This is a genomic window from Mesorhizobium sp. M8A.F.Ca.ET.057.01.1.1, from assembly GCF_003952565.1.
Classification (GTDB): Bacteria; Pseudomonadota; Alphaproteobacteria; order Rhizobiales; family Rhizobiaceae; genus Mesorhizobium.
On sequence record NZ_CP034454.1, the window covers coordinates 881,349 to 904,990 of the forward strand.

General features: G+C 62.5%; 23 protein-coding genes, 1 tRNA gene and 1 pseudogene. 13 read left to right on the forward strand and 12 right to left on the reverse strand.

The window, feature by feature from the left end:
• Window positions 1–38: 38 nt before the first annotated feature.
• From EJ077_RS04050 to EJ077_RS04070, 5 genes are all read left to right on the forward strand, one after another.
• Window positions 39–977 (forward strand): ABC transporter substrate-binding protein, encoded by a 939-nt coding sequence (locus tag EJ077_RS04050; RefSeq protein ID WP_172735568.1) that lies wholly within the window; start codon window positions 39–41, stop codon window positions 975–977.
• 74 nt (window positions 978–1,051) lie between these two features.
• On the forward strand, window positions 1,052–1,945 hold the full coding sequence (locus tag EJ077_RS04055; RefSeq protein ID WP_208699823.1) for a sugar phosphate isomerase/epimerase family protein: 894 nt from the start codon (window positions 1,052–1,054) through the stop codon (window positions 1,943–1,945).
• A 115-nt stretch (window positions 1,946–2,060) separates the two neighbouring features.
• Window positions 2,061–2,414, forward strand: coding sequence for a cupin domain-containing protein (locus EJ077_RS04060; RefSeq protein WP_208699825.1), 354 nt, complete (start codon window positions 2,061–2,063; stop codon window positions 2,412–2,414).
• 22 nt (window positions 2,415–2,436) lie between these two features.
• Window positions 2,437–3,090, forward strand: a complete 654-nt coding sequence (locus tag EJ077_RS04065) for a hypothetical protein (RefSeq protein ID WP_208699827.1) — start codon at window positions 2,437–2,439, stop codon at window positions 3,088–3,090.
• Between the two features lie 99 nt (window positions 3,091–3,189).
• Window positions 3,190–3,384, forward strand: coding sequence for a hypothetical protein (locus EJ077_RS04070; RefSeq protein ID WP_208699829.1), 195 nt, complete (start codon window positions 3,190–3,192; stop codon window positions 3,382–3,384).
• Here EJ077_RS04070 and EJ077_RS04075 read toward each other — a convergent pair.
• The 3 genes from EJ077_RS04075 to EJ077_RS04085 all read right to left on the reverse strand — a co-directional run bounded on the left by EJ077_RS04075 (window position 3,376) and on the right by EJ077_RS04085 (window position 5,395).
• Window positions 3,376–3,954: a cytochrome b gene (locus EJ077_RS04075; protein ID WP_208699831.1), complete on the reverse strand. Its 579-nt coding sequence runs from the start codon at window positions 3,952–3,954 to the stop codon at window positions 3,376–3,378. The genes EJ077_RS04070 and EJ077_RS04075 overlap by 9 nt on opposite strands.
• Before the next feature lie 115 nt (window positions 3,955–4,069).
• Window positions 4,070–4,146: transfer RNA gene (locus EJ077_RS04080), tRNA-Arg, on the reverse strand.
• A gap of 85 nt (window positions 4,147–4,231) precedes the next feature.
• Complete coding sequence (locus tag EJ077_RS04085) at window positions 4,232–5,395, reverse strand: M20 aminoacylase family protein (protein ID WP_127872191.1); 1,164 nt, start codon at window positions 5,393–5,395, stop codon at window positions 4,232–4,234.
• A gap of 215 nt (window positions 5,396–5,610) precedes the next feature.
• Between EJ077_RS04085 and EJ077_RS04090 the strand changes: the two genes are divergently transcribed.
• Window positions 5,611–6,777: a D-alanyl-D-alanine carboxypeptidase family protein gene (locus EJ077_RS04090; protein WP_208699833.1), complete on the forward strand. Its 1,167-nt coding sequence runs from the start codon at window positions 5,611–5,613 to the stop codon at window positions 6,775–6,777.
• 4 nt (window positions 6,778–6,781) lie between these two features.
• Window positions 6,782–7,921: a CobW family GTP-binding protein gene (locus EJ077_RS04095; RefSeq protein WP_208699835.1), complete on the forward strand. Its 1,140-nt coding sequence runs from the start codon at window positions 6,782–6,784 to the stop codon at window positions 7,919–7,921.
• 9 nt (window positions 7,922–7,930) lie between these two features.
• Here EJ077_RS04095 and EJ077_RS04100 read toward each other — a convergent pair whose 3' ends face one another.
• The 5 genes from EJ077_RS04100 to EJ077_RS04120 all read right to left on the reverse strand — a co-directional run bounded on the left by EJ077_RS04100 (window position 7,931) and on the right by EJ077_RS04120 (window position 11,879).
• A complete protein-coding gene (locus tag EJ077_RS04100) occupies window positions 7,931–8,164 on the reverse strand; it encodes a sulfurtransferase TusA family protein (RefSeq protein ID WP_208699837.1) in 234 nt (77 codons plus the stop codon).
• A 5-nt stretch (window positions 8,165–8,169) separates the two neighbouring features.
• Window positions 8,170–9,486: a L,D-transpeptidase family protein gene (locus EJ077_RS04105; protein ID WP_208699839.1), complete on the reverse strand. Its 1,317-nt coding sequence runs from the start codon at window positions 9,484–9,486 to the stop codon at window positions 8,170–8,172.
• A gap of 237 nt (window positions 9,487–9,723) precedes the next feature.
• The gene (locus EJ077_RS04110) at window positions 9,724–10,674 is read right to left on the reverse strand and encodes an acetyl-CoA carboxylase carboxyltransferase subunit alpha (protein WP_208699841.1); all 951 of its coding nucleotides are present in this window, start codon (window positions 10,672–10,674) and stop codon (window positions 9,724–9,726) included.
• A 98-nt stretch (window positions 10,675–10,772) separates the two neighbouring features.
• Window positions 10,773–11,690 carry a site-specific tyrosine recombinase XerD gene (locus EJ077_RS04115; RefSeq protein WP_208699843.1) on the reverse strand — a complete coding sequence of 306 codons (918 nt, stop codon included), beginning with the start codon at window positions 11,688–11,690 and terminating at the stop codon, window positions 10,773–10,775.
• A gap of 36 nt (window positions 11,691–11,726) precedes the next feature.
• On the reverse strand, window positions 11,727–11,879 hold the full coding sequence (locus EJ077_RS04120; RefSeq protein WP_015315495.1) for a hypothetical protein: 153 nt from the start codon (window positions 11,877–11,879) through the stop codon (window positions 11,727–11,729).
• A gap of 211 nt (window positions 11,880–12,090) precedes the next feature.
• Here EJ077_RS04120 and EJ077_RS04125 point away from each other — a divergent pair, with 211 nt between their 5' ends.
• Genes EJ077_RS04125 through EJ077_RS04135 form a run of 3 tightly spaced genes read left to right on the forward strand, consistent with a single transcriptional unit; the run spans window position 12,091 to window position 14,727 of the window.
• Window positions 12,091–12,702, forward strand: a complete 612-nt coding sequence (locus tag EJ077_RS04125) for a shikimate kinase (RefSeq protein WP_208699845.1) — start codon at window positions 12,091–12,093, stop codon at window positions 12,700–12,702.
• Entirely contained in the window at window positions 12,699–13,835 is a 1,137-nt protein-coding gene (gene aroB, locus EJ077_RS04130) for a 3-dehydroquinate synthase (RefSeq protein ID WP_208699847.1), read from the forward strand. The genes EJ077_RS04125 and aroB overlap by 4 nt, the downstream gene beginning before the upstream one ends.
• A 1-nt stretch (window position 13,836) precedes the next feature.
• Window positions 13,837–14,727 carry an HlyC/CorC family transporter gene (locus EJ077_RS04135; protein WP_208699849.1) on the forward strand — a complete coding sequence of 297 codons (891 nt, stop codon included), beginning with the start codon at window positions 13,837–13,839 and terminating at the stop codon, window positions 14,725–14,727.
• Between the two features lie 95 nt (window positions 14,728–14,822).
• Here the strand turns inward: EJ077_RS04135 and EJ077_RS04140 are convergent, their stop codons facing one another.
• Genes EJ077_RS04140 through EJ077_RS04150 form a run of 3 tightly spaced genes read right to left on the reverse strand, consistent with a single transcriptional unit; the run spans window position 14,823 to window position 19,655 of the window.
• Window positions 14,823–16,364, reverse strand: coding sequence for a SpoVR family protein (locus EJ077_RS04140; RefSeq protein ID WP_208699851.1), 1,542 nt, complete (start codon window positions 16,362–16,364; stop codon window positions 14,823–14,825).
• Window positions 16,365–16,372: 8 nt separating this feature from the next.
• A complete protein-coding gene (locus tag EJ077_RS04145) occupies window positions 16,373–17,686 on the reverse strand; it encodes a YeaH/YhbH family protein (protein ID WP_208699853.1) in 1,314 nt (437 codons plus the stop codon).
• Window positions 17,687–17,705: 19 nt separating this feature from the next.
• The gene (locus EJ077_RS04150) at window positions 17,706–19,655 is read right to left on the reverse strand and encodes a PrkA family serine protein kinase (protein WP_208699855.1); all 1,950 of its coding nucleotides are present in this window, start codon (window positions 19,653–19,655) and stop codon (window positions 17,706–17,708) included.
• Window positions 19,656–19,972: 317 nt separating this feature from the next.
• On the opposite strand from EJ077_RS04150, the gene EJ077_RS04155 reads away from it, so the two are divergent.
• Window positions 19,973–20,773 (forward strand): alpha/beta hydrolase, encoded by an 801-nt coding sequence (locus tag EJ077_RS04155; protein WP_208699857.1) that lies wholly within the window; start codon window positions 19,973–19,975, stop codon window positions 20,771–20,773.
• Between the two features lie 116 nt (window positions 20,774–20,889).
• Window positions 20,890–22,442, forward strand: a pseudogene (locus tag EJ077_RS04160) (acetolactate synthase large subunit).
• 7 nt (window positions 22,443–22,449) lie between these two features.
• On the opposite strand, the gene EJ077_RS04165 reads toward EJ077_RS04160, so the two are convergent.
• On the reverse strand, window positions 22,450–22,752 hold the full coding sequence (locus EJ077_RS04165; RefSeq protein ID WP_127276016.1) for a BolA family protein: 303 nt from the start codon (window positions 22,750–22,752) through the stop codon (window positions 22,450–22,452).
• A gap of 177 nt (window positions 22,753–22,929) precedes the next feature.
• Here EJ077_RS04165 and EJ077_RS04170 point away from each other — a divergent pair, with 177 nt between their 5' ends.
• On the forward strand, window positions 22,930–23,559 hold the full coding sequence (locus tag EJ077_RS04170) for a J domain-containing protein (protein WP_208699859.1): 630 nt from the start codon (window positions 22,930–22,932) through the stop codon (window positions 23,557–23,559).
• The last annotated feature ends 83 nt before the right edge of the window (window positions 23,560–23,642 follow it).

Here is a 23,642-nt window from a genome sequence, read left to right on the forward strand (position 1 = left end):
ACCGTGAGAGGCGCGGTGCATCGGAGGAAGTAAGCGTAATGAAGATCATCACCAGACTGCTCTGCGGCGCTGCGCTCGCGGCCGTCGCCATCGCGCCGGCATCGGCCAAGGACCTCAACAAGGTCGGCATCTCGGTCGGCTTGCTCGGCAACCCCTTCTTCGTCGCCACTATCAAGGGCATCGAGGATGCGGCCAAGAAGATCAATCCTAAGGTCGAGGTAACATCGGTCTCGGCCGACTACGACCTCAACAAGCAGGTCTCGCAGGTCGATTCCTTCATCGCCGCCGGCGTCGACGTGATCATGCTCAACGCGGTCGACGCCAAGGCGATCGCACCGGCGGTGAAGAAGGCGCAGGCCGCCGGCGTCATCGTCGCCGCCTTCGACGTTTCGGCGCCGGGCGCGGACGTCACCGTGATGACCAACAACGTCAAGGCCGGCGAGGAAGCCTGCCAGTACCTAGTCGACCACACCGGCGGCAAGGGCGACTACGTCATCCTCAACGGACCGGCGTCGTCGTCGATCCTGGAACGTGTGAAGGGCTGCAAGAACGTGCTTGCCCAGCATCCCGACATCAAAATCCTGTCCGACGACCAGAATGCCGAAGGCTCGCGCGATGGCGGCTTGAAAGTGTTCCAGTCGCTGCTCACCCGTTTCGACAAGATCGACGCGGTGTTCGCCATCAACGATCCGACGGCGATTGGTGCCGAGCTCGCCGCCAAGCAGCTCAACCGTTCGGAGTTCATCTTCACCGCGGTCGACGGCGCGCCGGATATCGAGAAGGAACTTTCTTCCGGCAAATCGATGATCAAGGCTTCGGCCTCGCAGGATCCCTATGTGATGGCCGGCCAGTCGCTGACCATGGCGGCCGATCTGCTGGCCGGCAAGAAGCCGGCGGAGGCCACCGTGCTGCTCGACCCGAAGCTGATCACAGCCGAGAACCTGAAGGACTACAAGGGCTGGACCGCGGCCCGCTAAGCCTCCCAAGGCTGGTGCGGCCGGTGCGATCCGGCCGCACCCATTCTCATCCCACCTCAGTGCCGGAGACGATCATGTCGCGCATCGGAATCCATTCTTTCGTCTGGTCGGCAAGCTCGGTGCAGAGCGAACTCGAACGCACGCTGGCCAATACCAAGGAGGCCGGTTTCGACCTGATCGAATTCTCCTATCTCGACCCCGCCGACGTCGATATTGGCGGGCTTGCCAAACGCATCGCCGATCTTGATCTCGGCGTGGCGATCAGCATCGGGTTGCCTGGTGATGGCGACATATCGAGCGACGACAAGGCGATCGCCGCGCGCGGCGTCGAGATCCTCAACCAGACCATCGCGTTGACGCGCGACCTTGGCGGCAGCAAGGTCGCCGGCATTTTGTCGACCAGCCATGGCCTGCAGGTCGAGGCGCCGACACGCGATCAATGGAACCGCAGCGCCGCGGCGCTGGCCAAGGTTGCCGAGACGGCGAAGGCGGCCGGCGTCACGCTCAACCTGGAAATCGTCAACCGCTTCGAAAGCAATCTGCTCAACACCGCCGCGCAGGGCCTGGCCTTCATCAAGGACACCGGGTCGGACAACATCTTCCTGCATCTCGACACCTTCCATATGAACATCGAGGAGGCCGATGTCGGGCTCGCCGTCCGTCACGCGGCAGCCAAGATCGGCTATGTCCATATCGGCGAAAGCCATCGCGGCTTCCTCGGCACCGGCAATATCGACTTCGGGGCGATTTTCGATGCGTTGACCGCAATCGGCTACGCCGACGATCTCAGCTTCGAATCCTTCTCCTCGGAGATCGTCGACGAGAACCTGTCGAAGAAGACCGCGATCTGGCGCAATCTGTGGACCGACAATATGGCGCTCGCCAAACACGCGCGCGCCTTCATCGGCCTCGGTCTGGAGACGGCGCAACGCAAGGCGGAACTCGTCTCGGCGCCGCACAAGCCGTAGCAACTCCAGGTCGGCGCGGGATGCGCGGCTGCGCCTGTTTCGCATGGCACGGCATTGCTCCCGCCATGTGCATCGGCTATCCGACCTCGAACATATGAAGCAAACGGAGCCCGGCATGACGAACAAGACCATTCTCAAATTCGGCGCGGTCGAGCACGCGGAAGCCGGCGATCTGCCTGGCTGGATCGCTGTCGAGGGCCAGCCGACCATGCAGACCGCCGTCCAGCACACGACCGAGGACGGCAAGGTGATATCGGGCACATGGCGGGCTTCGCCCGGCACCTATCATGCGACCTACACCGACTATGAGTTCGTGCACATGATCGCCGGCCGCATCATCATCACGCCCGACGGCGGCACGCCGGTCGAAGTTGGCCCCGGCGATGCTTTCGTGGTGGAAGCCGATTTCAAGGGGACCTGGAAGATCATCGAGCCGGTGACCAAGCATTTCGTCGTCCGGGTCGGCTGAGCCGGCCTGATCGCATTCGAGCATGAAAAATCCCGCCATGGTTCCTCATGGCGGGATTTTCGTTTGCGGCGTTGGACGGGTTGCTGCCTCGTTCAATGACCAGATGCATCGTAATGGGTCAGCTCGTCTGGCACGGCATTTGCTGCTGTGGCGAGGCGGCTACAAGGCCGTCCCGATCCAACGGTTGGCAACGATGCATTTTCGTCAGTTTCTCATCGGGATGACCACAGCGTCGGCGTCCGTCGCGCTCGCGGCCTATTTCAGGACGGGTTCGCCATGGGTCGCCCTTGCATGGGCCGCCGCCAGCGCAATCCTGCTGCAGACCGGTTACTTCATGCTGATCGTCAGGGAGATCTATCGGCCGGCAATCCCGGAAAGGACAGCGGCAAACCACGATGCACGCCAGCCCGAGGTTCGGCTGCCGGCGCGCCTGCTCACGCTCGTTGCGATCGCCATGCTGGCCAGCGCGGCGATGACGCAGACGACCCATGCGGATGACGATGACACTTACTTCGACTGCGTCATCGGCAAGGCCGAAGCGATCATGAAAAACCAACTTCACAAGGATGCCGAAGCGGCGCTGGCGAAAGCCTATGCGCTGTGCCAGCCGATGGAACCGCCCCAGGAGGCGGAGATGGACAACGGGCTGTCGTTGCCGGCGAATTTCGGTGGGTGAATTACGGTGACAGTGCACTAATTACTCGCCATACCTCCCTATCAAACATCTGACGGGCGAATCCGATGGCGTCACGGATCTGGAGCCGATGACGAACGGTTGCCGTCGCTGGCGGGGCTGCTCGATAGGATCGAGACGGATGTCACCGCATTCGACGCGCTGCGCAAAGCCAAGAGCATCGGCCGACCGGTGGGCGTGAAGCTCTTCAGGGTCGGATCGCCGAACAAACCGGAAGAGCCGGAAGCCGGAAAACGCGGCAAGCGACGGCAAGTAATTGGTGCACTGTCACCGTAATTCATCATCGGCCGCGCTCGCCGCTTTTTGTTCCCGCGAGGCCGCGTTCGACTGGCCGAAGACCATGCTTTCCATCACACCATCGCGCAACAGCGTGAAATGCACCAGGGCACCCAGGATGTGAACTCCGATGAGTCCGAGCAATATCCAGACCAGCTTTGCATGGACCAGCGCGAACCCTCTTGCCGACAGCGTGCCGACCGATGGCGCCAACGGTACCGGCACGTTTCCGAAAAGCCGTGCGGGTGGCATGAAAGGCATTGGCCGGTAGCCCAGCCACCCAGTTGCCAGGACGGCGAGAATGGTGACGTAGAGAAACAGGTGGAAGAAAGCTGTCGCGGAGCGCACGGGCCGTGAGGCGTGCCTGACGGGAGCCCTCGTGAAGACGCGCCAGCAAAGCCTGAGCACGATGATGGCCAGGATCGTCACGCCGATCGACATGTGGAGCGGAAGCCAGTTCATCGTCGCCATACCCGGGCCGTTCATCGGCCCGAAGGCAATGACGATCTGCGCCGCGAGCGCGATCGCGGTCAACCAATGCAGCAGACGAATGCCGAAATGCCAGTGCAAGCGAGGCTTCTCCCTCCCCCGAAACCCATCAAATGCGTACGGGGGCGTTTCGTGCTCTCCAACGGACCTGATTTGCAAGGGATACGACAGGTCTTCGCCAAGTCGTTGAGAAGCATGGTGATCCCGACAGGAATCGAACCTGTGACCTACAGATTAGGAATCTGCCGCTCTATCCTACTGAGCTACGGGACCACGCGGCCCGACACATAGCCGCTTCGAACCGTTTCGCCAAGAGGCCGGCCGAACGCAATTCGGCCGGCGCTTCACATGACCGGCATCAGGCGGCTAGCGCCGTCTCCGCCAGTTTCACCCAATAGCTCATGCCGTGCGGGATGGCTTCGTCGTTGAAGTCATAGGCCGGGTTGTGGAGACCGGCGGTCTCGCCATTGCCGATGAAGATGAAGGCGCCGGGCCGGGCTTCCAGCATATAGGAGAAATCCTCGCCGCCCATCACCGGCTGGATCGCGCGGTGCACCTGGGCATCGCCGGCCACGTCGGCGGCCACGTCGCTGGCGAACACCGTCTCATCCGCATGGTTGAACGTCACCGGGTAATTCGCGTCGTAGTCGACCTCGATCGTCGCGCCATAGGCGGTGGCCAGCCCCGCGCAGATCGCGCGGATACGCTCTTCCGATTTCTTGGCCACCTCCTTCTTCAGCGTGCGCACCGTGCCGGCGATCTCGGCCGATTCCGGGATGATGTTGTAGGCGTCGCCCGCGTGGAACTTGGTCACCGACACCACCACGGCCTCGACTGGATCGGTGCTGCGCGAGGCGATCGTCTGCAAGGCGCCGACCAGCTGGCTGGTGATGACGATCGGGTCGATCGTGCCGTGCGGCATCGCCGCATGGCCGCCCCGGCCTTTCACGGTGATGGTGAATTCGGCCGTCGCCGCCATGATCGGACCCGGACGGATGGCGAACTGGCCGACCGGCAGGCCCGGCATGTTGTGCATGCCGAACACTTTCGCGATATCGAAGCGCTCCATCATGCCGTCCTTGACCATCTCGTTGCCGCCGCCGCCGCCTTCTTCCGCCGGCTGGAAGATCACCGCCACGGAGCCCGTGAAATTGCGCGTCTCGGCGAGATATTTCGCTGCACCGAGCAGCATCGCGGTGTGGCCGTCATGGCCGCAGGCATGCATCTTGCCCGGAACGGTCGACGCGTAGGGCTTGCCGGTGATCTCCTTGAGCGGCAGGGCGTCCATGTCGGCGCGCAACCCGATTGTGGGGCCTTCCCCCTGACGGCCGCGGATGATGCCGACGACGCCCGTCTTGCCGAGGCCGGTCACCACATCGTCGCAGCCAAACTCTTTCAGCTTTTCGGTGACGAAGGCCGCCGTCTTGAAGACATCGAAGTTCAGTTCTGGCGTCTGGTGCAGATGCTGTCGCCAGCCGGCGACTTCGTCCTGCATTTCGGCGGCACGGTTCAGGATTGGCATGATGGTTCCATTTCGTTGTTGGTGCAGCCGGCTTCAGCCCGATGTTTTGGAATTGTGATTGTCGGGCGCTTTGCCATGTTGGCGTCACATAGGGTAAATAGCACCGCAATAATGCGGTCCGGTTTTTGAGGGTCGGATCCTTATGCTGGCGGTCACGTAACGAAATCTTACGGAGCCAGGGGCAATCAGGGCAAGAGGCGATTTCGGATTCGATCATGCGGCACAGGCATTTCCTCAAACTATTCCCGGCTGGCGCAATCATGCTGTCCGTCCTGGCTGGGCCGGCACTGGCCAATCCGGTGGTGGTCTTCGACCTCAAGAACGGCCAGATCCTGCAGCATCAGGATGCGTTCAAGCGCTGGTACCCGGCCTCGCTCAGCAAGCTGATGACCGCCTATGTGACCTTCAGGGCGATCGCGGCCGGGGAAGTCCAGCTCGATTCGCCGATCAAGGTGACCAAACACGCCGCCGGCGAACCGCCGAGCAAGATGGGTTTCAAGCCCGGCTCGGTGATGCGGCTCGACAATGCGCTGAAGATGATGCTGGTCAAATCGGCCAATGATATCGCCATGGCGGTCGGCGAGAATGTCGGCGGCTCGCAGGCAGCTTTCGCTGAAAGGATGAACGCCGAGGCGGCCCGGCTCGGCATGAACGGCACCCATTTCGTCAACCCGAACGGCCTTTACTCGCCCGACCAGTACACGACGGCGCGCGATCTCTCGATCCTGGTGATGGCGATCCGCCGCGAGTTCCCGCAATATGCGCCGTGGTTCTCGATCGAGGGGCTCGCGGTCGGCAAGAAGGCCATTTCCAACTACAATCTCCTGATCGGCCGCTATCCCGGCGCCGACGGCATGAAGACCGGCTTTGTCTGCCCGTCCGGCTTCAACATGATCGGTTCGGCGACCCGCAACGGGCGTACGCTGGTGGCGGTGGTGCTTGGCGAGAAGTCGGCGGTCAGCCGTGCCGAAACCGCGGCCAAACTGCTCGATCAGGGCTTTGACGCGCCTGCCGCCGGGTCGACCACCGTCACCACGCTGGCGCCCTACGGCGATCTGGTCTCGCCCAACGACATGCATGACGAGGTCTGCAAGAAGAAGACGAAGGCGGAGCAGTCCGAGGCGCCGCCAGCCGTCGCCGCCAAGGACGTGCCGAAATCGCCCTATCGGGAGAAGCTCGACCATGTGCCGACACTGGTTGCCGTCGGCCTCGGCGGCGCCACCGGTCCGGCGCCGAAGGCGATCCTCGACGAGGGCGCGCAGGAATATGCCGACGTGCCGATTCCGGCTTGGCGGCCCGACAAACCCGTACCGGCCGGCACCGGTCCGAAAGTCGTGGGTGCCGCCGCGCAAGGCGACCAGCCGACCAAAGCCGCGAATTAACCCGATGAGCGGTTTCCCGATACCCGTCTCGGTGCTGACCGGCTTTCTTGGCGCCGGCAAGACGACATTGCTCAACCGGCTCCTGAAGGATCCGGCCTTGGCCGACACCGCGGTCATCATCAACGAGTATGGCGAGGTGGCGATCGACCACCTGCTGGTCGAGCAGGCCTCCGACGGCATCATCCAGCTTTCCGACGGCTGCCTGTGCTGCACGGTGCGCGGCGAACTTGTCGACACGCTGGCCGACCTAGTCGACCGGCTGCAGACCGGCCGTATCGCCCGGCTTGCCCGCGTCATCGTCGAGACCACGGGACTGGCCGACCCGGCGCCGGTGCTGCAGTCCATCATGGCCCATCCGGCGCTGGTCCAGGCCTTCCGGCTCGACGGCGTCATCACCCTGGTCGATGCGGTCAACGGGGATGCGACACTCGATGCGCATGTCGAGGCGGTCAAGCAGGTTGCGGTGGCCGACCGTATCGTGCTCTCCAAGGCCGATCTGGTCGCTGATCCCAGCGACCTCGAAACGCTGCGGGCACGCTTGCGGCAGATCAATCCCGGAGCTCAACTGCTCGATGTCGGGGAGACGAAGACCGGCGTGGCGGCGCTGTTCGACTGCGGCCTCTACAATCCGGCGACCAAGTCCGCCGACGTGCGGCGCTGGCTCGGCGACGAAGCGGCGCACGATCACGATCATCACCATGGCGAGCATGACCATGCAGACCATGATCATGCAGACCATGATCGTGGGCACGGTCATGATCATGGCCATCGGCACGACCAGCGCGTACGCTCCTATTCGCTGGTCCATGAGGGGCCGGTGCCGTTCTCGGCCATAGAGATGTTCCTTGATTTGCTGCGCTCGACACATGGCGAGCACCTGCTGCGCATGAAGGGCGTCATCGAACTCAAGGAAGACCCTTCGCGGCCGTTGGTGGTGCACGGCGTGCAGAAGATCCTGCATCCGCCGGCGCGACTGCCGGCTTGGCCGGATGGCCAGCGCGGCACGCGGCTGGTGCTGATCACGCTCGACATGCCGGAAGATTATGTGCGCCGGCTGTTCGCCGCCTTCACCAACCGGCCGGGGATCGACACGCCCGACCGCGCGGCGCTGGAAAACAATCCGCTGGCGATCGCCGGACTGTAATTTTTTCGATTATTGCTCGCCGCGTTCGACCAGGAAGCGATGGCCGCCTGAAACCGACGCCGTTTCAATCAGCTGGTGGCCGGCATCCGAGCAGAAGGCAGGGATGTCGATGACGGCCAGCGGGTCGGTGGTCTCCAGCCAGAGCCGGCTGCCCGGCGGCATGCCGGCCAGCCGCTTCTTCGCCTTCAGCACGGGCAGAGGGCAGTTCAGCCCCTTGAGATCATAGACGGTGTCGCTGGCCACGGCGATCAGCCGCCGAACATGCCGAGCAGCTTGTTCTTCAGCTTGGTCACCCGGCTCTCATCGGCGTTTGCCGCCTGCGTTTCGGCGGGCTGGGCTTCGGTCGGAGCCGCAATGGTCGCGGTCGCGACAGGAGCTTCCTTGGCGGCCTTGGCCGCTATCTTGGCTTGCTTGGCCGCTTCCTTCTCGGCAAGAGCCTGCGCCTTGGCGGCTTCCTTGGCCTGCTTGGCGGCCTCGATGGCAGCCAGCCTCTGCTCCTCGGCCTTCTTCTTGGCCGCGTTTTGCGCGTCGAGCGCGGCCATCTTGCGGCCGGCGGGCGAATCGATGCGGCCCATGCGCGTCGTCTCGGTCACCGAGCCGTCGGTGTTGAGCGACGGCGGATCGATCGGCACGCGCTCGCCACGGGCCCGGCGCTTGGACCAATCGGAGACGATGCTGGCTTCCTTGATGCCGGCAATCGTCGGTTTTGGTGGCGGCACGCTGGCCTTGAGCGCGCCGTTGAAGGCCGCGTCATACGTGCTTTGATAGGCGTTGTAGGCACTCTTCAGCGAATCCGGCTGCGTGGTCGCCGGGCAGGCGCCGGTCGGATCGAAGGTCTGGCCGTCGGCGGCAACCTGGTTGAAGACGTAGCGCTTCTCGCAGACGTCGACCTTCGGCGGCACCTTGGTGACTTCGAAATTGTCGTAGCCGACCTTCAGCATCTTCCAGAACTCATAGTTCGGGTCGTTGCGGTAGCGCGCCATGTTGGCCGCGGTCATGCGGAACGGAAAAGCCTGGATCTGGAACTCAGTCTGGCCACCCTGAAAGGCATCGCGGCCGAAGGCATAGATCTGTTCGATCTGCGCATCGGTCATCGAATAGCAGCCCGACGACGAGCAGGCGCCATGCACCATCAGGTTCTGACCCGTGCGGCCATTGGCACGGTCATAGGCGTTGGGGAAGCCGATGTTGAAGGACAGATGGTAGTTCGAGCGCGGGTTCATCTGCGACGGCCGCACCGTATAGAAACCTTCCGGCGCCTGGCGGTCGCCCTCGGTGTATTTCGGCCCGAGCTTGCCCGACCATTTGCAGATATCGTAGCTCGCTACCATGTCGTAGCGGCCATTGGTCTTGGCCTTCCAGATTTCGAGCTTGCCTTCTTCCTTGAAGATACGGGCCATCACCGAGGAGGTGCGGATCATGCCCTTGGCCTTCATATCGGCCAAGATCTTGTCCGGCAGCGGCTTGTTGGCTTCCGGGGCAAAATCCTTCATCGACGAATCATTGCAGCCAGCAACGACTATCGAGGCAATGAGGACTCCGGTGCGGGCAAACTTGGCAAACATGGACGGCTATGTCTTTTTCCTCGGGTCCATGGCTTCAAAGCGGCTGGACCCGTATGCTGAACACCGACGGACCGTAAGCCCGTTAACCTTGAAAATTCCTTACCGCAAGCTTCCACAAACCCCTCACGGCAATTTCATTGAACCGAATCCGGCGGCATTTTTGTGGCGGAAGCGCTCATTACCGCCACATTGCCGTGGGCACGGGGCTTCCGATGGCCCCATTGTGCCGTCAGACGGTCAGAGGCTGCGGCCCATCGCCAGGTATTTCTCGCGACGCTGTTCGCGGAAATCGGTGTTGGCGCCGGCAAATTCCTTCATCGTCTTGGCGATGAGGTCGCCGGTCGCGGCAATCACCGTTTCGGGCGCGCGCTGGGCGCCGCCCATCGGCTCGGGGATGATGGCGTCGATGATCTTCAGTTCGAGAAGATCCTGCGCGGTGATCTTCATGTTGGTCGCCGCGTCCTTGGAGCGCGTCGTGTCGCGCCACAGGATGGAGGCGGCGCCTTCCGGCGAAATCACCGAATAGATGGCGTGTTCTAGCATGTAGACGCGGTTGGCGGTGGCGATCGCGATGGCGCCGCCCGAACCGCCTTCGCCGATGACCACCGAGATCGACGGGACCTTCAGTGCAAGGCAGGCAGACGTCGAGCGGGCAATGGCTTCGGCCTGGCCGCGCTCCTCGGCGCCGACGCCGGGATAGGCGCCCGCCGTGTCGACCAGCGTCAGCAGCGGAATCTTGAAGCGATCGGCGAGCTCCATCAGCCGCACGGCCTTGCGGTAGCCCTCGGGGCGCACCGAACCGAAATTGTGCTTCAGGCGGCTTGCCGTATCCGAACCTTTTTCCTGGCCGAGGATGGCCACCGGCTCGCCACGGAAGCGGGCAAAACCGCCGACAATCGCCTGGTCCTCGCCGAAATTGCGGTCGCCGGCGAGCGGCGTGAAGTCGCTGAACAGGCCCTTGATGTAGTCGACGCAGTGCGGCCTGTCGGAATGGCGCGCGACCTGCACCTTCTGCCACGGCGTCAGCGCCTTGTAGAGATCGCGCAGCGCATCGCGCGAACGCTTCTCGAGCCTGGTGATCTCGTCGGCGACATCGACCGCCTCGCCGTTCTCGGCAAGCTTCTTGAGCTCGAGGATCTTGAGCTCAAGATCCTGCACCGGCTTTTCGAAATCGAGGTAATTGTACATGCTTGAGCGGACCGATACGTCGGAAGGCAAGGACTGCGGAACCGTTGAAACCAAGGCTCCGGGCGGTGAAATGTCGTCCTCACATAGCGATATGAGGCCTAGTCGGCAAGCGGATGATGATCGTTGACCAGCCGCACCAGCCGCTCCTCAAGCACGTGGGTGTAAATCTGTGTCGTCGATATGTCGGCGTGGCCGAGCAGTTGCTGCACGGCCCTGAGATCGGCGCCGTTCTGCAGGAGATGGCTGGCGAAAGCATGGCGCAACACATGCGGCGATATTTTCGCCGAGGCAATGCCGGCGCGCGCCGCCAGCCCTTTCAGGTCGCGGGCAAAGACCTGGCGCGAGAGATATCCGCTATCGGATGCCGCCGGAAACAGGAACGGGCTGTCGTCGAAGGCAGGCACCTTGGCCCGGGCGTCAAGCCAACTCCGCATCGCCGCGCGCGCCTTGGCCGACAGCGGCACCATGCGTTCCTTGTCGCCCTTGCCGCGGACCATGAAGAAACGGTCGTCGCGCTGCGCCACCGTCACAGGCAGGCCGACCAGTTCGGAAACGCGCAGACCCGTGGCGTAGAGCACTTCGACCAGGGCATGCAGGCGCAAGGCCGCCAACCTGTCGGCATGACCGAGCCCGGCATCGCCGGCTTCGTGCGCGGCGCGGTCGATCAGCCGGCCGGTTTCGGCCTCGCTCATCGTCTTGGGCAGTGGACGGCCCTTCTTAGGGCTGTCCAGCGTGCCGGTCGGGTCGTCGCCGCGCAGGCCTTCGGCATAGAGGAACTTGAAGAACTGGCGGATCGCCGACAGTTTGCGCGCCTGCGAGGTCGGCGCGAAGCCGCGCGCGGCAATGTCGTCGAGATAGGCCCTGATGTCGGCGGCACCCGCACCGGCAAGCCCGCCATCGATTTCTTCCGAGGCGTCCTCCAGATCGCGGCGATAGGAGGAAAGCGTGTTCTCGGCGGCTCCCCGCTCGGCGCTCATCATTTCCAGGAAAGCCTCGATACGGGCGGCGCTGTTCATTTCGTTGAGGCGGTTCCGAGACAGTTTCGGTGTGGTTCAGTTTTTCTTGGGATTGAGCTTTTCCGGCGGAATACGCACGCTCATTTCCGCTTTTTTCGGCTCGACGAACATCACCAGCGCGAACATCGTACCATAGGCAATGCCGGCCAGAATCGCGAGGGTCACGACAAAGCGAAACAGTGTCGGCATCAATTCTCGCCCGTCTTTTTGTTCTGTGTTTCCAAACCCTGTGCCCTTATGGGACGCCAATCCGCCCAATTCAAGGAGGAAGCGGGGGCGTGTTAGCAACTTCTGATGCGAGCGTCCCTCTGTCCATGTCGAGCCCACGGCACTCGGCACGCTTGACGCAAACCGGCTTTTCATGTCGATACGCCGGCAAAGAGGGCGCAAGAAACAGCTGATGAACGCGCTACAGGCAAATCCTCCAGGAGAGACCCATGCCGCGCTGCTTGGCCGGCTGGGCGGCCGGTCCATTGTCTTTGTCGGCCTGATGGGCGCCGGCAAGACGGCAATCGGTCGCAAGGTGTCGACGATGCTTTCGCTGCCCTTCATCGATAGCGACCAGGAGATCGAGAGCGTGTCGCGGATGACCGTTCCGGAGCTGTTCGAGCGCTACGGCGAGACCGAGTTCAGGGCCCTGGAACAGCGTGTCATCCTGCGCGTGCTTGAAAACGGCCCGCAGGTTCTGTCGACCGGCGGCGGCGCCTTCATGAACGCGCAGACGCGCGATGCCATTGCCGCGCACGGCGTCTCGGTGTGGCTGAAGGCCGAGCTCGACCTTCTGATGGACCGCGTTTCCAAGAAGCAGAACCGGCCGCTTTTGAAAAGTGCCGATCCCCGCGCCGTGCTGGAGCGGCTGATGGAGGAACGCTATCCGGTCTATGCCACTTCCGACGTCACCGTGCCGACCCGCGACGACCGCAAGGAGATCATTGCCGCCGAGGTGCTTGAGGCGCTGTGCCGGCATTTCGGCATCGATACGATAGCCGCGACGGGCGAGGTCGAATCATGAGCGCGGATCAGCCTGTCATCGTCGAAGTCGGTCTCGGTGACCGGGCCTACGACATATTGATCGGCGCCGGCCTGCTGTCGCGCGCCGGTGCTGAGATTTCACGCCGGCTGCCGGGCACACGCGCCGCCGTCGTGACCGACGAGAACGTCGCCGCAGCGCATCTCGATACGCTGAAGGCCGGGCTAGAGAAGGGTGGCATCCAGCCCACCGTCATCACGATGCCGCCCGGCGAGAAGACCAAGAGCTTTGCCCATCTCGAAGAGGTGGTCGATGGCGTCCTGGCCGCCAGGCTGGAGCGCGGCGACGTCGTCATCGCGCTTGGCGGCGGCGTCATCGGCGATCTCACCGGTTTTGCCGCAGGCATCGTGCGGCGCGGCATGAATTTCGTGCAGATTCCGACCTCGCTGCTGGCGCAGGTCGATTCCTCGGTCGGCGGCAAGACCGGCATTAACAGCCCGCGCGGCAAGAACCTCGTCGGCGTCTTCCTCCAGCCCAAGCTGGTGCTGGCCGACACCGAAGTGCTCGACACGCTGCCGATCCGCGAATTCCGCGCCGGCTATGCCGAGCTCGCCAAATACGGGCTGATCGACCGGCCGGAATTCTTCGCCTGGCTGGAAGCGAACTGGGAAAAGGTGTTTGCCGGCGGACCGGAGCGGGCCGAGGCCATTGCCGAGGCCTGCCGCGCCAAGGCCGATGTCGTTGCCCGCGACGAGTTCGAAACGGGCGACCGCGCCTTGCTCAACCTTGGCCATACGTTCGGCCACGCGCTCGAGGCCGCCACGCAGTATGACGGCGCTCGCCTCGTCCATGGCGAGGGGGTCGCCATCGGCATGGCGCTGGCGCACCGGTTCTCGTCGCGGCTCAATCTCGCCAGCCCCGACGATGCGGCCCGCGTCGAAGCGCATCTGCGTGCCGTCGGGCTGCCGTGGCGGATGGCCGATATCCCGGGCGATTTGCCCGATGCGGATGCCCTGTTCGCCTTCATCACGCAGGACAAGAAGGTGTCGCGCGGCGCGCTGACCTTCATTCTGACGCGCGGCATCGGCCAGGCCTTCATCGCCAAGGATGTACCGGCCTCGGAAGTGCTGTCGTTCCTCAGGGAAAGCCATCCAGCCAGCCGGAAAGCCGGCTGAGATGGACAATGGCTGGATCGTCGTCGCCGTCCTTGCCATCATCATCCTGCTGGTCGTTGCTGTGCGCAAGCGTCTCCTCGCCATGTTCGGCTATGAACTGTCTCGCATCGGGCCGCAGCGCTCGAGCCAGGACGAATTGCGCGGCGCGGTCGACGATTTCCGCCGTGACGGCCAGGTGGTGCGCGAGGACCGCGACCGCATCGGCGGCCTGTTCGACCTCGAAGAGCTCGAAGTTTCCGACGTCATGGTCCACCGCACGAATATGCGCTCGGTCAACGCCGACAATGCGCCGGAAGCGGTGGTGCGCGAGATCCTGCAGAGCCCGCACACCCGCATGCCGCTCTGGAAAGGATCGCTCGACAACATCGTCGGCGTGCTGCACGCCAAGGATCTGCTGCGCGCGCTGAACGAAGTCGGCAACGATTTCTCGCAAATCGACGTGATGAAGATCGCGTCAAAACCCTGGTTCGTGCCCGACACCACGACCTTGCAGGAACAGCTCAACGCCTTCTTGCGCAGGAAAGCGCATTTCGCCGTCGTCGTCGACGAATATGGCGAGGTCGAGGGGCTGGTGACGCTGGAGGACATCATCGAGGAGATCGTCGGCGAGATCGCGGACGAGCACGATGTCGACATCCAGGGCGTCAAGCAGGAGGCCGACGGCTCCGTCGTGGTCGACGGCACGGTGCCGATCCGCGACCTCAACCGGGCGCTCGACTGGAACCTGCCCGACGAGGAGGCGACCACCATTGCCGGCCTCGTCATCCACGAGGCGCAATCGATCCCCGAGGAGAAGCAGGCTTTTACATTCCACGGCAAGCGCTTCGTTGTGATGAAGCGCGACAAGAACCGGATTGCCAGGGTCAGGATCCGGCCGGCCGGCGACGCCTGAAGCCTGTCTTTATGTCAGTCCCCCCAAGGCCGCTGCGCACTTTTTGATCGACATGCGCCAGCCTGGGCCCACGGGATCGGTGCAACAACCAAGCCTCATTCCGCGATCTGGCTCGTCGACCGTTCATGGACCGTCAGGCCCGTCTCAGCGTCGACGGCGGCCAGGCTGACCTCATAGCCCCAAAGCCTCCGGATGTGACGAAGCGTGGCGTCGCGGCTGGTGTCCTCAAGAAGGATGCCCTGTTTCACCTTGTGCTGCAGTCGCAAATGCCGATCGCCGAGCAGATCGACATCCACCACCTGAATATCCGGTCGGTTCGCGCCGACGTCGTAGCTGTGAGCGAGCGCGGCGCGTATCTTCTCATAGCCGCGCTCGTTGTGGATCGAGGCGACCTCACAATGCGGCTGGTCGGCAGCGTCGCCGAGTACAAAAAACCGCCATTTCCGGATCAAGGCCGGACTGAGGTACTGGCGGATGAAGGACTCGTCGCGGTGGTCTGCCCAGGCGTCGAGGAGGACCTCGCGCCAGTTGCCGTGGCCGGCGATGTCGGGAAACCAGTCTCGGTCCTCGGCCGTCGGCTTGGTCGAAATGCGCCTGATGTCCTGCATCATGTCGAGGCCGAGAGCGTATGGATTGATGCCCGAAAAACGCGGATCATCGAACGCCGGCTGGAAGACCACGTTGGAATGATTGCGCAGGATTTCGAGCATGGCGCCCTCGCTGATCCGGCCGCGGTCGAACAGCGTGTTCATCACGGTGTAGTGCACGAAGGTGGCGCAGCCCTCGTTCATCACCTGGGTTTGCCGTTGCGGATAAAAATATTGCGCTATGACGCGAACGATCCTGATGATCTCGCGCTGCCAGGGCTCCAGGACCAGGCTATTCTTTTCCAGGAAATAAAGGAGGTTTTCTTCGGGTAAGTTGAGCGATTTCTTCCACTCCGGGTCTTGGACCTTGACGTCGGCCCTGTGCTGCGAAGACGGCAGTGTGCGCCACAAATCGTTGTAGGAGCGCTCTTCGTATTCGAGACGCTCGCGAAGCCCTTCGCGCAGTCGCTCCGACGACAGCTTCGGCGGCCGCTGATAGCGGAACACGCCTTGTTCCATCAGGGCGTGGGCGGAATCGAGAACGGCCTCGACGGCAGCGAGGCCGTGCCGCTCCTCGCAACGGACAATGTAGCTCTTGGCGAAGTCCAGGTAGCCGAGGATCGCCCCAGCGTCCGTCCACTGCTTGAACAGATGGTTATTCTTGAAGAAGTGGTTGTGCCCGAGCGCGGCGTGGGCCGTCACCAAGGCCTGCAGGGCCATGGTGTTCTCCTCCATCAGATAGACGATGCAGGGATTGGAATTGATGACCAGTTCATAGGCAAGCCCGCGCCCGCCTTTGCGATAGAGCAGATCCTGGTGGAGGAAGTGTTTGCCGAAAGACCAATGTCGGTACATCAGCGGCATACCGATTGACGAGTAGGCGTCGAGCATCTGCTGGGAGGAGATGATCTCCATCTGCACGGGATAGATATCGAGATGGAGCTCTTCGACCGCGATCGCCTCGATCGCGTCATAGACCCGCGACAATTTCGTAAAATCCCAGTCGGATCCGGAAAAAAGCAGTTCGGAATTAGCGGCTTGTGTGGCCATCGGCTCCCTCACGCTCTCTTGAGGAGAGTCGGCTGTCTGCCGAAGAGCTGGCGAAAGACCGGGTAGATATCGGCGGGCGTGGCGATGCGGCTCATCTCGAAGTTCGGCCATTTCAGGTTGATCGCGCTATAGGCACGCCATAGCGATGTCCCGTTCTCGGTCGTGCCGAATATATGGGCTTCGCGCTCGTCGATGATCTCGACATAGGCAAAATACTGGCACAGCCGCATGAGCTTGCCGTCGAGCAGGGCTATGCAGCGCTCGGAATCGGTGATGGAATTGTCTCCGTCCGAGGCCTGAGCGGCATAGATGTTCCATTGGCTGGCCGGATATCGCTGCCCGATGATGCGATGCATTTCCTCGAGCGCGGTGGAAACGACGGTGCCGCCGCTTTGCGTGCAATTGAAGAATGTCTCCTCGTCAACCTCCTGTGCCTCGTGGGTATGGCGGATGAAGACGATTTCGATCCGGTCATAGCGCCGTTTCAAAAACAGGTGCAGCAGCACGAAGAAGCGCTTGGCCAAATCCTTTTCGCGCTCACCCATGGACCCGGACACATCCATCAGACAGAACATGACGGCATTGGCGTTCGGCACGGGCTGGGGATCGAAGCGGTTGAATCGAATGTCGACGGGATCGACATAGGCAATTCGCCTGCGCCGCCGCTCCAACCGGTCCAGCTCCTCGCGCAATGCCGCAATGCGCTGGCGCGTCGCTGCGCTGGATTGCGCCAACTCGAGCATGGCGATTTCCTCGAGGATCGCGTCCATCTCGCCCTGCTTGGGGCGCCTCAGGGCAATACGCCGGCCGTGACTGTTACGCATCGTGCGCCCGACGTTGATGTTGGTCGGTGAGCCGGTAGCGGCGAAGCCAGCCCGGCGCGGCTTGAAGGCAAGGATTTCCTTGAGGTTGAGCTTGACCATATCCGGGAGTTCGAGATCCTCGAAAAAAAGATCGAGCACCTCTTCGCGTGACAGCACAAAACGAAAGTCGTCTTCGGACGCGCTGTCTCCCGGGGACGACGCCCCGGCGCCGCCGCCCTGGCCGGGCTTGGGGATCAGATCTCCAGGAGAGAAATGCCTGTTGCCCGGCAGGATGTACTGGCGCCTGCCGCTGTTCCTGGCGTTGTTGAAGGTCGGCTCGCCCGTGCCCCTATCGGGCATGGGCACTGCGTGCTCGGCATCCACTTCGGCGATCCTGCCGATGCGGATCTGATCGCGTAGGCTTCGCTTGAGTTCTTCCCGAGCACGCTTGAGGAACCGCTGGCGATTGCCCAGGCTCTTGTCCTTCGGATTCAGGCGGCGGTCGATGAAAATAGGCATGGAACCATTCGGGCTTTTCTTAACCCGCCTTGTTCACCCGCATGTACCAGTCGACAAGCCGGCGCACCTGCCGCTCGGTGTAGCCGCGTTCCACCATGCGCTGCACGAATTCATTGTGCCGCTTTTCCGTGACGCTGTCCTGCTTGGAGCCGAAACTGATCACCGGCAAGAGGTCTTCGACCTGGCCGAACATCCGCTTCTCGATAACCTCGCGAAGTTTCTCATAACCTGTCCAGGACGGGTTGCGGCCGTGATTTCGCGCCCGGGCACGCAGCGTGAATTTGACCACTTCATTGCGGAAGTCCTTGGGATTGGCGATGCCGGCCGGTTTCTCGACCTGTGACAATTCCTTGTCCAATACCTCGCGATTGAGAATCTGGCCCGTGTCGGGATCCTTGTAGTCCTGGTCCTCAATCCAGGCATCGGCATAGGCGATGTAGCGGTCGAAGAGGTTCTGGCCATATTCGCTGTACGATTCCAGATAGGCCTTCTGAATCTCGTGGCCGATGAACTCGGCATAGCGCGTTGCCAGTTCCGACTTGATGAAGTCGAGATAGGCGCCTTCCGTTTCCTTTGGAAACTGCTCGCGCTTGATCGCCTCTTCCAGGATGTACATCAGGTGCACCGGATCGGCAGCCACCTCCTTGGTGTCGTAGTTGAATGTCTGGGACAAGATCTTGAAGGCGAAGCGTGTGCTTACGCCGGTCATGCCTTCGTCGACGCCGGCGGCATCGCGATATTCCTGGACCGATTTCGCCTTGGGATCGATCTCCTTGAGATTCTCGCCGTCATAGGCGCGCATCTTGGTGTAGAGCGGCGAATTATCGTGCTCGGCAAGGCGGGTCGAGACCGTGAATCGGCTGAGAATGTCCATCACTTCAGGTGCGCAGGGGCTTGCGGCGAGGTCGCTCTCGCGCAGCAGCTTTTCATAGATTTGCCGCTCTTCGGTGATCCGCAGGCAATACGGCACCTTGACCACGAGGATGCGGTCGAGAAAGGCCTCGTTGTTCTTGTTGTTTTTGAACTGTTGCCATTCCGATTCGTTGGAATGGGCAATGATGATGCCCTGGTAGGGAAAGGAGCCGAAATTCTCGGTACCGTTGTAGCTGCCTTCCTGGGTCGCCGTCAGCAACGGATGAAGGACCTTGATGGGTGCCTTGAACATCTCGACGAATTCGAGCAGGCCCTGCGTGGTCCGGTTCAGTCCGCCGCTGTAGGAATAGGCGTCCGGGTCGGACTGGCTGAAATTTTCCAGCTGTCTGATGTCGACCTTGCCGACCAGGGCCGAGACATCCTGATTGTTTTCGTCGCCGGGCTCTGTCTTGGCAATGCCGATCTGGCGCAGCCGGGAAGGCATCAACTTGACCACGCTGAATTTGGAAATGTCGCCGGACAGTTCGTCGAGCCGCTTGGCCGCCCATGGTGAGATGAGCCCATTCAGCCGGCGTCGGGCGATGCCGTATTTATCCTCCAGCAGGTCGCCCATTCGATCGGGGTGGAAAAGGCCAAGTGGCGATTCGAAAACCGGGCTGATCTGGTTGCCGACCTTCAGCGTGTAGATCGGGTGCTGTTCCATCAATTTCTTCAGCCGTTCGGCCAAAGAGGATTTGCCGCCGCCGACAGGGCCAAGGAGGTAGAGGATTTGCTTGCGCTCCTCGAGTCCCTGGGAGGCATAGCGAAAATATCCGGCGATACGCTCGATCGTTTCCTCCATGCCGTAGAAGTCGGAGAAGGAGGGATAGATCTTGAGGGTGCGGTTCGAAAAAATGCGGCCGAGCCGTTCGTCCTTGCTGGTGTCGACCAGGTCGGGTTCGCCGATCGCCTCGACCATCCGTTCAGGCGCCGAGGCATACATTGATTTGTCCTCTCGGCAGGCAAGGAGATACTGCTGGAGGCTGGTTTCTTCCTGGGCGGCGTTGGCATAAATCTCCGAAAAAAGATCGAAGACGTCGGACTGATTGTCGCGCATAATGCTTTGCCCTCAGAGCCGTGCTGGCTACCTAATGGCTCATCACATATTCAACTGCCGGAACGCATGGTGGTTCCCTTTATTATGAGAGCGCGTGCATTTGGCATTGAAACCCGGGCGCCAGCCATCTGGCCGAAATGCTTACCCAATACTTAGGTGGTGATGGCCAGATGAGGTCGTCAAGGGGCAGATTGATTTCGTGATCTGCACGGTATTGAAGCGTGTTGATGCGGCCTGAGGCGGCGAGAGTTGCGACCCGGTTCTGGACGCGCGTGGCGCCTGCGAGCACTGTTGGCCTGCACAGCCGGGAGACCGCGATGATCGATCGACGAAACCTCATCCTGACCTCCGTGGCGGCGATGCTGCCCTTGGAAGCATGGGCCGCGCCGCGCCAGAGCGCGCCAGAAACGTTCGACTACGGACCGGCTCGACTCGACCTTTATGCACCGGAGGACGCAAGCGGGCTGCCGGTGGTGTTTTTCGTTCATGGCGGCGCCTGGCGGCTCGGCAAACGCAGCCAGGTGGGCGCCAAGCCGGCCTTCCTGCTTGCCAACGGCTTCTGCTTCGTCTCGATCGACTACCGCATGCTGCCGCAGGCCGATGTCGCCACCCAGGCGGGCGACGTCGAAAAGGCCTATGCCTATGTCAGGGCCAACATCGCCCGGCATGGTGGCGACCCCAACCGCATCGTCGGCATGGGCCATTCGGCCGGCTGCCACCTGATTGCGCTGACCGGCATGCGCGGCGGGTTGCCTGGCGCCGCTGGCCTGCTTCTCGACGATACCCGGGCCTATGATCTCGCCGCGCTCGCCGAGAATGGCGGCATGGTGCGGGCCTATGCGCGCGTGTTTTCCGATCCTTCGCAATGGGCGGCGCTTTCGCCTGCGAGCTATGTGGACGGCCGCAAGCATCCGCCGACCTTCATCGCCTATTCTCGTGCCGACGGTCGCGGCGAGCAGTCCACGGCCTTTGCCGAGCGCCTGCGCGCCACAGGCACCGAGGTGACGCTGTTCGATGGCAGCGCGTATACGCATATGTCGATCAACCGCGATTTCGGCAGGGATGGCGACGCACTGACCGCCGCCGCGCTGACGTTCCTGAAATCGGCGGTCGGTTGACGCAGCCGATCGTCGCCCGCCCATTCTGTGGCTGGATCATGCCAAAAGCGCCGGCGGAATATTGCGGCGCGGACATGCGCGGGTGCAATTGCTCTTCGTGAACGGAGAAAATTTGCATGAATGGCGCCGATGTCCTGTGCGACGTGCTGCTGGCCAATGATGTGACGGTGTGCTTCGCCAACCCTGGCACATCCGAAATGCATTTCGTCGCCGCGCTCGACCGCAAGCCGCGGATGCGTTGTGTGCTTGGCCTGTTCGAGGGCGTGGTGACCGGTGCGGCCGACGGCTATGCGCGCATGACCGACCGCCCCGCAGCGACGCTGCTTCACACAGGGCCGGGGCTGGCCAACGGTCTTGCCAACATGCACAACGCAAGGCGCGCCAAGAGCCCGATGATCAACATCGTCGGCGACCATGCCTCATACCATCTGCCGCTCGATGCGCCGCTGACCAGCGATATCGAAGGCCTCGCTGCGCCGATGTCGAACTGGGTGGGACGCATCGAAGGGCCTGCCGATGTCCAGCCGGCCACGGAGGCGGCCTTTCGCGCCTCGCTGACGCCTCCGGGCGTCACGACGCTGATCCTGCCGGCGGACGCGGCCTGGGGGAGGCTGACGCGGTTTCGCCCAGCAAGGTTGTCCTTTCACCGCCGCCGGCCGTCGACGTGGATGCGCTGCGTAAGGTTGCTGCGGCGATCCGCTCCGCGCCCGGCCGTGTCGGCATGATCGTTCGCGGGCGGGCGGCGCGCGCCGATGCGCTCGAGATCGCAGGCCAGATTTCGGCAGCCTGCGATGTCAGGCTGTTCAGCGAGGTCCTCATCGCCCGCATGCAACGCGGGCGCGGACGTGTCGCGCCGACGCGCATCCCCTATCCGGTCGACGCGGCGACGGCAGCGCTCAGGGATATCGATGTCCTGGTGCTGGTCGGCGGCAAGGAGCCGGTCGCTTTCTTCGCCTATCCGGGAAAACCGGGACGGCTTGTCCGAGACGACTGCCAGGTGCTGACGCTCGCCGCCCATGGGCAGGACCTGCATGCGGCGCTGGAAGCGCTTCGTGACGAACTCGGTGTCAAGCCGTCACAGCCGATAGAGGTCGCCAGCGCCTTTCCCGACGAGGCAACGCCGAACGGCCCACTGACGGAAGACGCCATCGCACTGTCCGTCGCGAGAAAGCTGCCGGCCGACGCGATCGTCTGCGACGAGGCCGTCACCTCGGCGCGGCGTTTCTTCGCGCTGTCGGCCTTTGCCGCGCCGCACGATTACATGATGGGCACGGGCGGGTCGATCGGCGGCGGCATCCCGCTGGCGACGGGTGCGGCGATCGCCTGTCCCGGCCGCAAGGTGATCAATCTCGAGGCCGACGGCAGCGGCATGTACACGGTGCAGGGCCTGTGGACTCAGGCGCGGGAACATCTCGACGTGGTGACGATCGTCTTTTCCAACCGCACCTACGCGATCCTGCATGGCGAGATGAAGAATGTCGGGGTGAACGCGATCGGTGAGAATGCCAGGCGCATGCTCGATCTCGACCATCCGGCGCTGGACTGGGTTTCGCTGGCCAAAGGCATGGGCGTGGAGGCTGCGCGTGCGGATACCTGCAAGCGGTTCGACGCGCTGCTCGACGTTGCTTTGTCTCGCCCGGGGCCGTTTCTGATCGAAGCGGTAATCTGACCGGCTCTTACCAGCGCGTCTGTTCGCCGGGCGCCGCTGGCTCGATCGCCAGCGCGTGCACGCCTGCCTTCAACTCGTCGGCCAGCAGCTCGTTGACGGCGCGGTGACGGTCGATGCGGCTCATGCCGGCAAAATTCGGTGAGACGATGCGGACACGGAAATGCGTCTCGCCGGTGCCGTCGAACTCGGCGTGGTGGCCGGATTCCACGTGATGATGGCCGGCGTGGAGATGGCTTTCGTTGAGGATGACCAGCCGGTCCGGCGAAAATGCCTTGTTGAGCTTGTCTTCCATGGTCGCCTGTATGGACATCGTTTTCTCCCTTCACCACATATGGTTGGCGCTGCCGTGAAAACCAGAAATCGGTCCCACCGGGCCGCTGGCGCGCAACAAAATCAGTCATTCGCCTGCTTTAAGCCGCGATTCAGCGGTTAGGGCGATGATCGCGAAAATGTCAATTCTTGTTTCGCATCTGCGAACGCCCCATAAATGGGTGAGATGAAGCCGTATCCCAAATATTTCGAGAAGATTCGCGTTCGCCCCGACAAGGACGCGGAGCTGAAGTCGCACGCGCCGATCTGCCAGTGGGATGGCTGCAAGGAGGCGGGCACGCATCGCGCCCCGGTCGGACGCATGAAAGAGGGTGAGTATTTCCGCTTCTGTTTCGACCATGTGCGTGAGTACAACAAGGGCTTCAACTACTTCTCCGGCGTGCCGGACACCGAGGTCGCGCGCTTCCAGAAGGAAGCGATGACCGGCCACCGGCCGACCTGGAAAATGGGCGTCAACGGCGCCTCGACCCGCTCCTCGCCCGATATGGCGCAGATGCGCTCCGGCCGCGCCGGCTACTACAACCGCATGCGCGACCCGTTCGACCTGTTCAAGGGGCCGAAGGATCCGCGCGAGGCGCGCGAGCGCAAAGCCAAGCCGCTTGAGGCCAAGGCGCTGGAAACGCTTGGCCTTGATACAAAGGCGACTGGCAAGGACATCAAGGCGCGCTATAAGGAACTGGTGAAGCGTCACCATCCGGATGCGAATGGCGGCGACAGAGGTTCGGAAGACCGGTTCCGCGATGTGCTTCAGGCCTATCGCGTGCTCAAACAGGCAGGCCTGTGCTGAGCGACCCTATGGTTTGTGTCGTTTTCCAACTTTCATAAGGTTGGAAAAGGCTTTAAGACCGCCCCCGAACAAAATCGATTGCC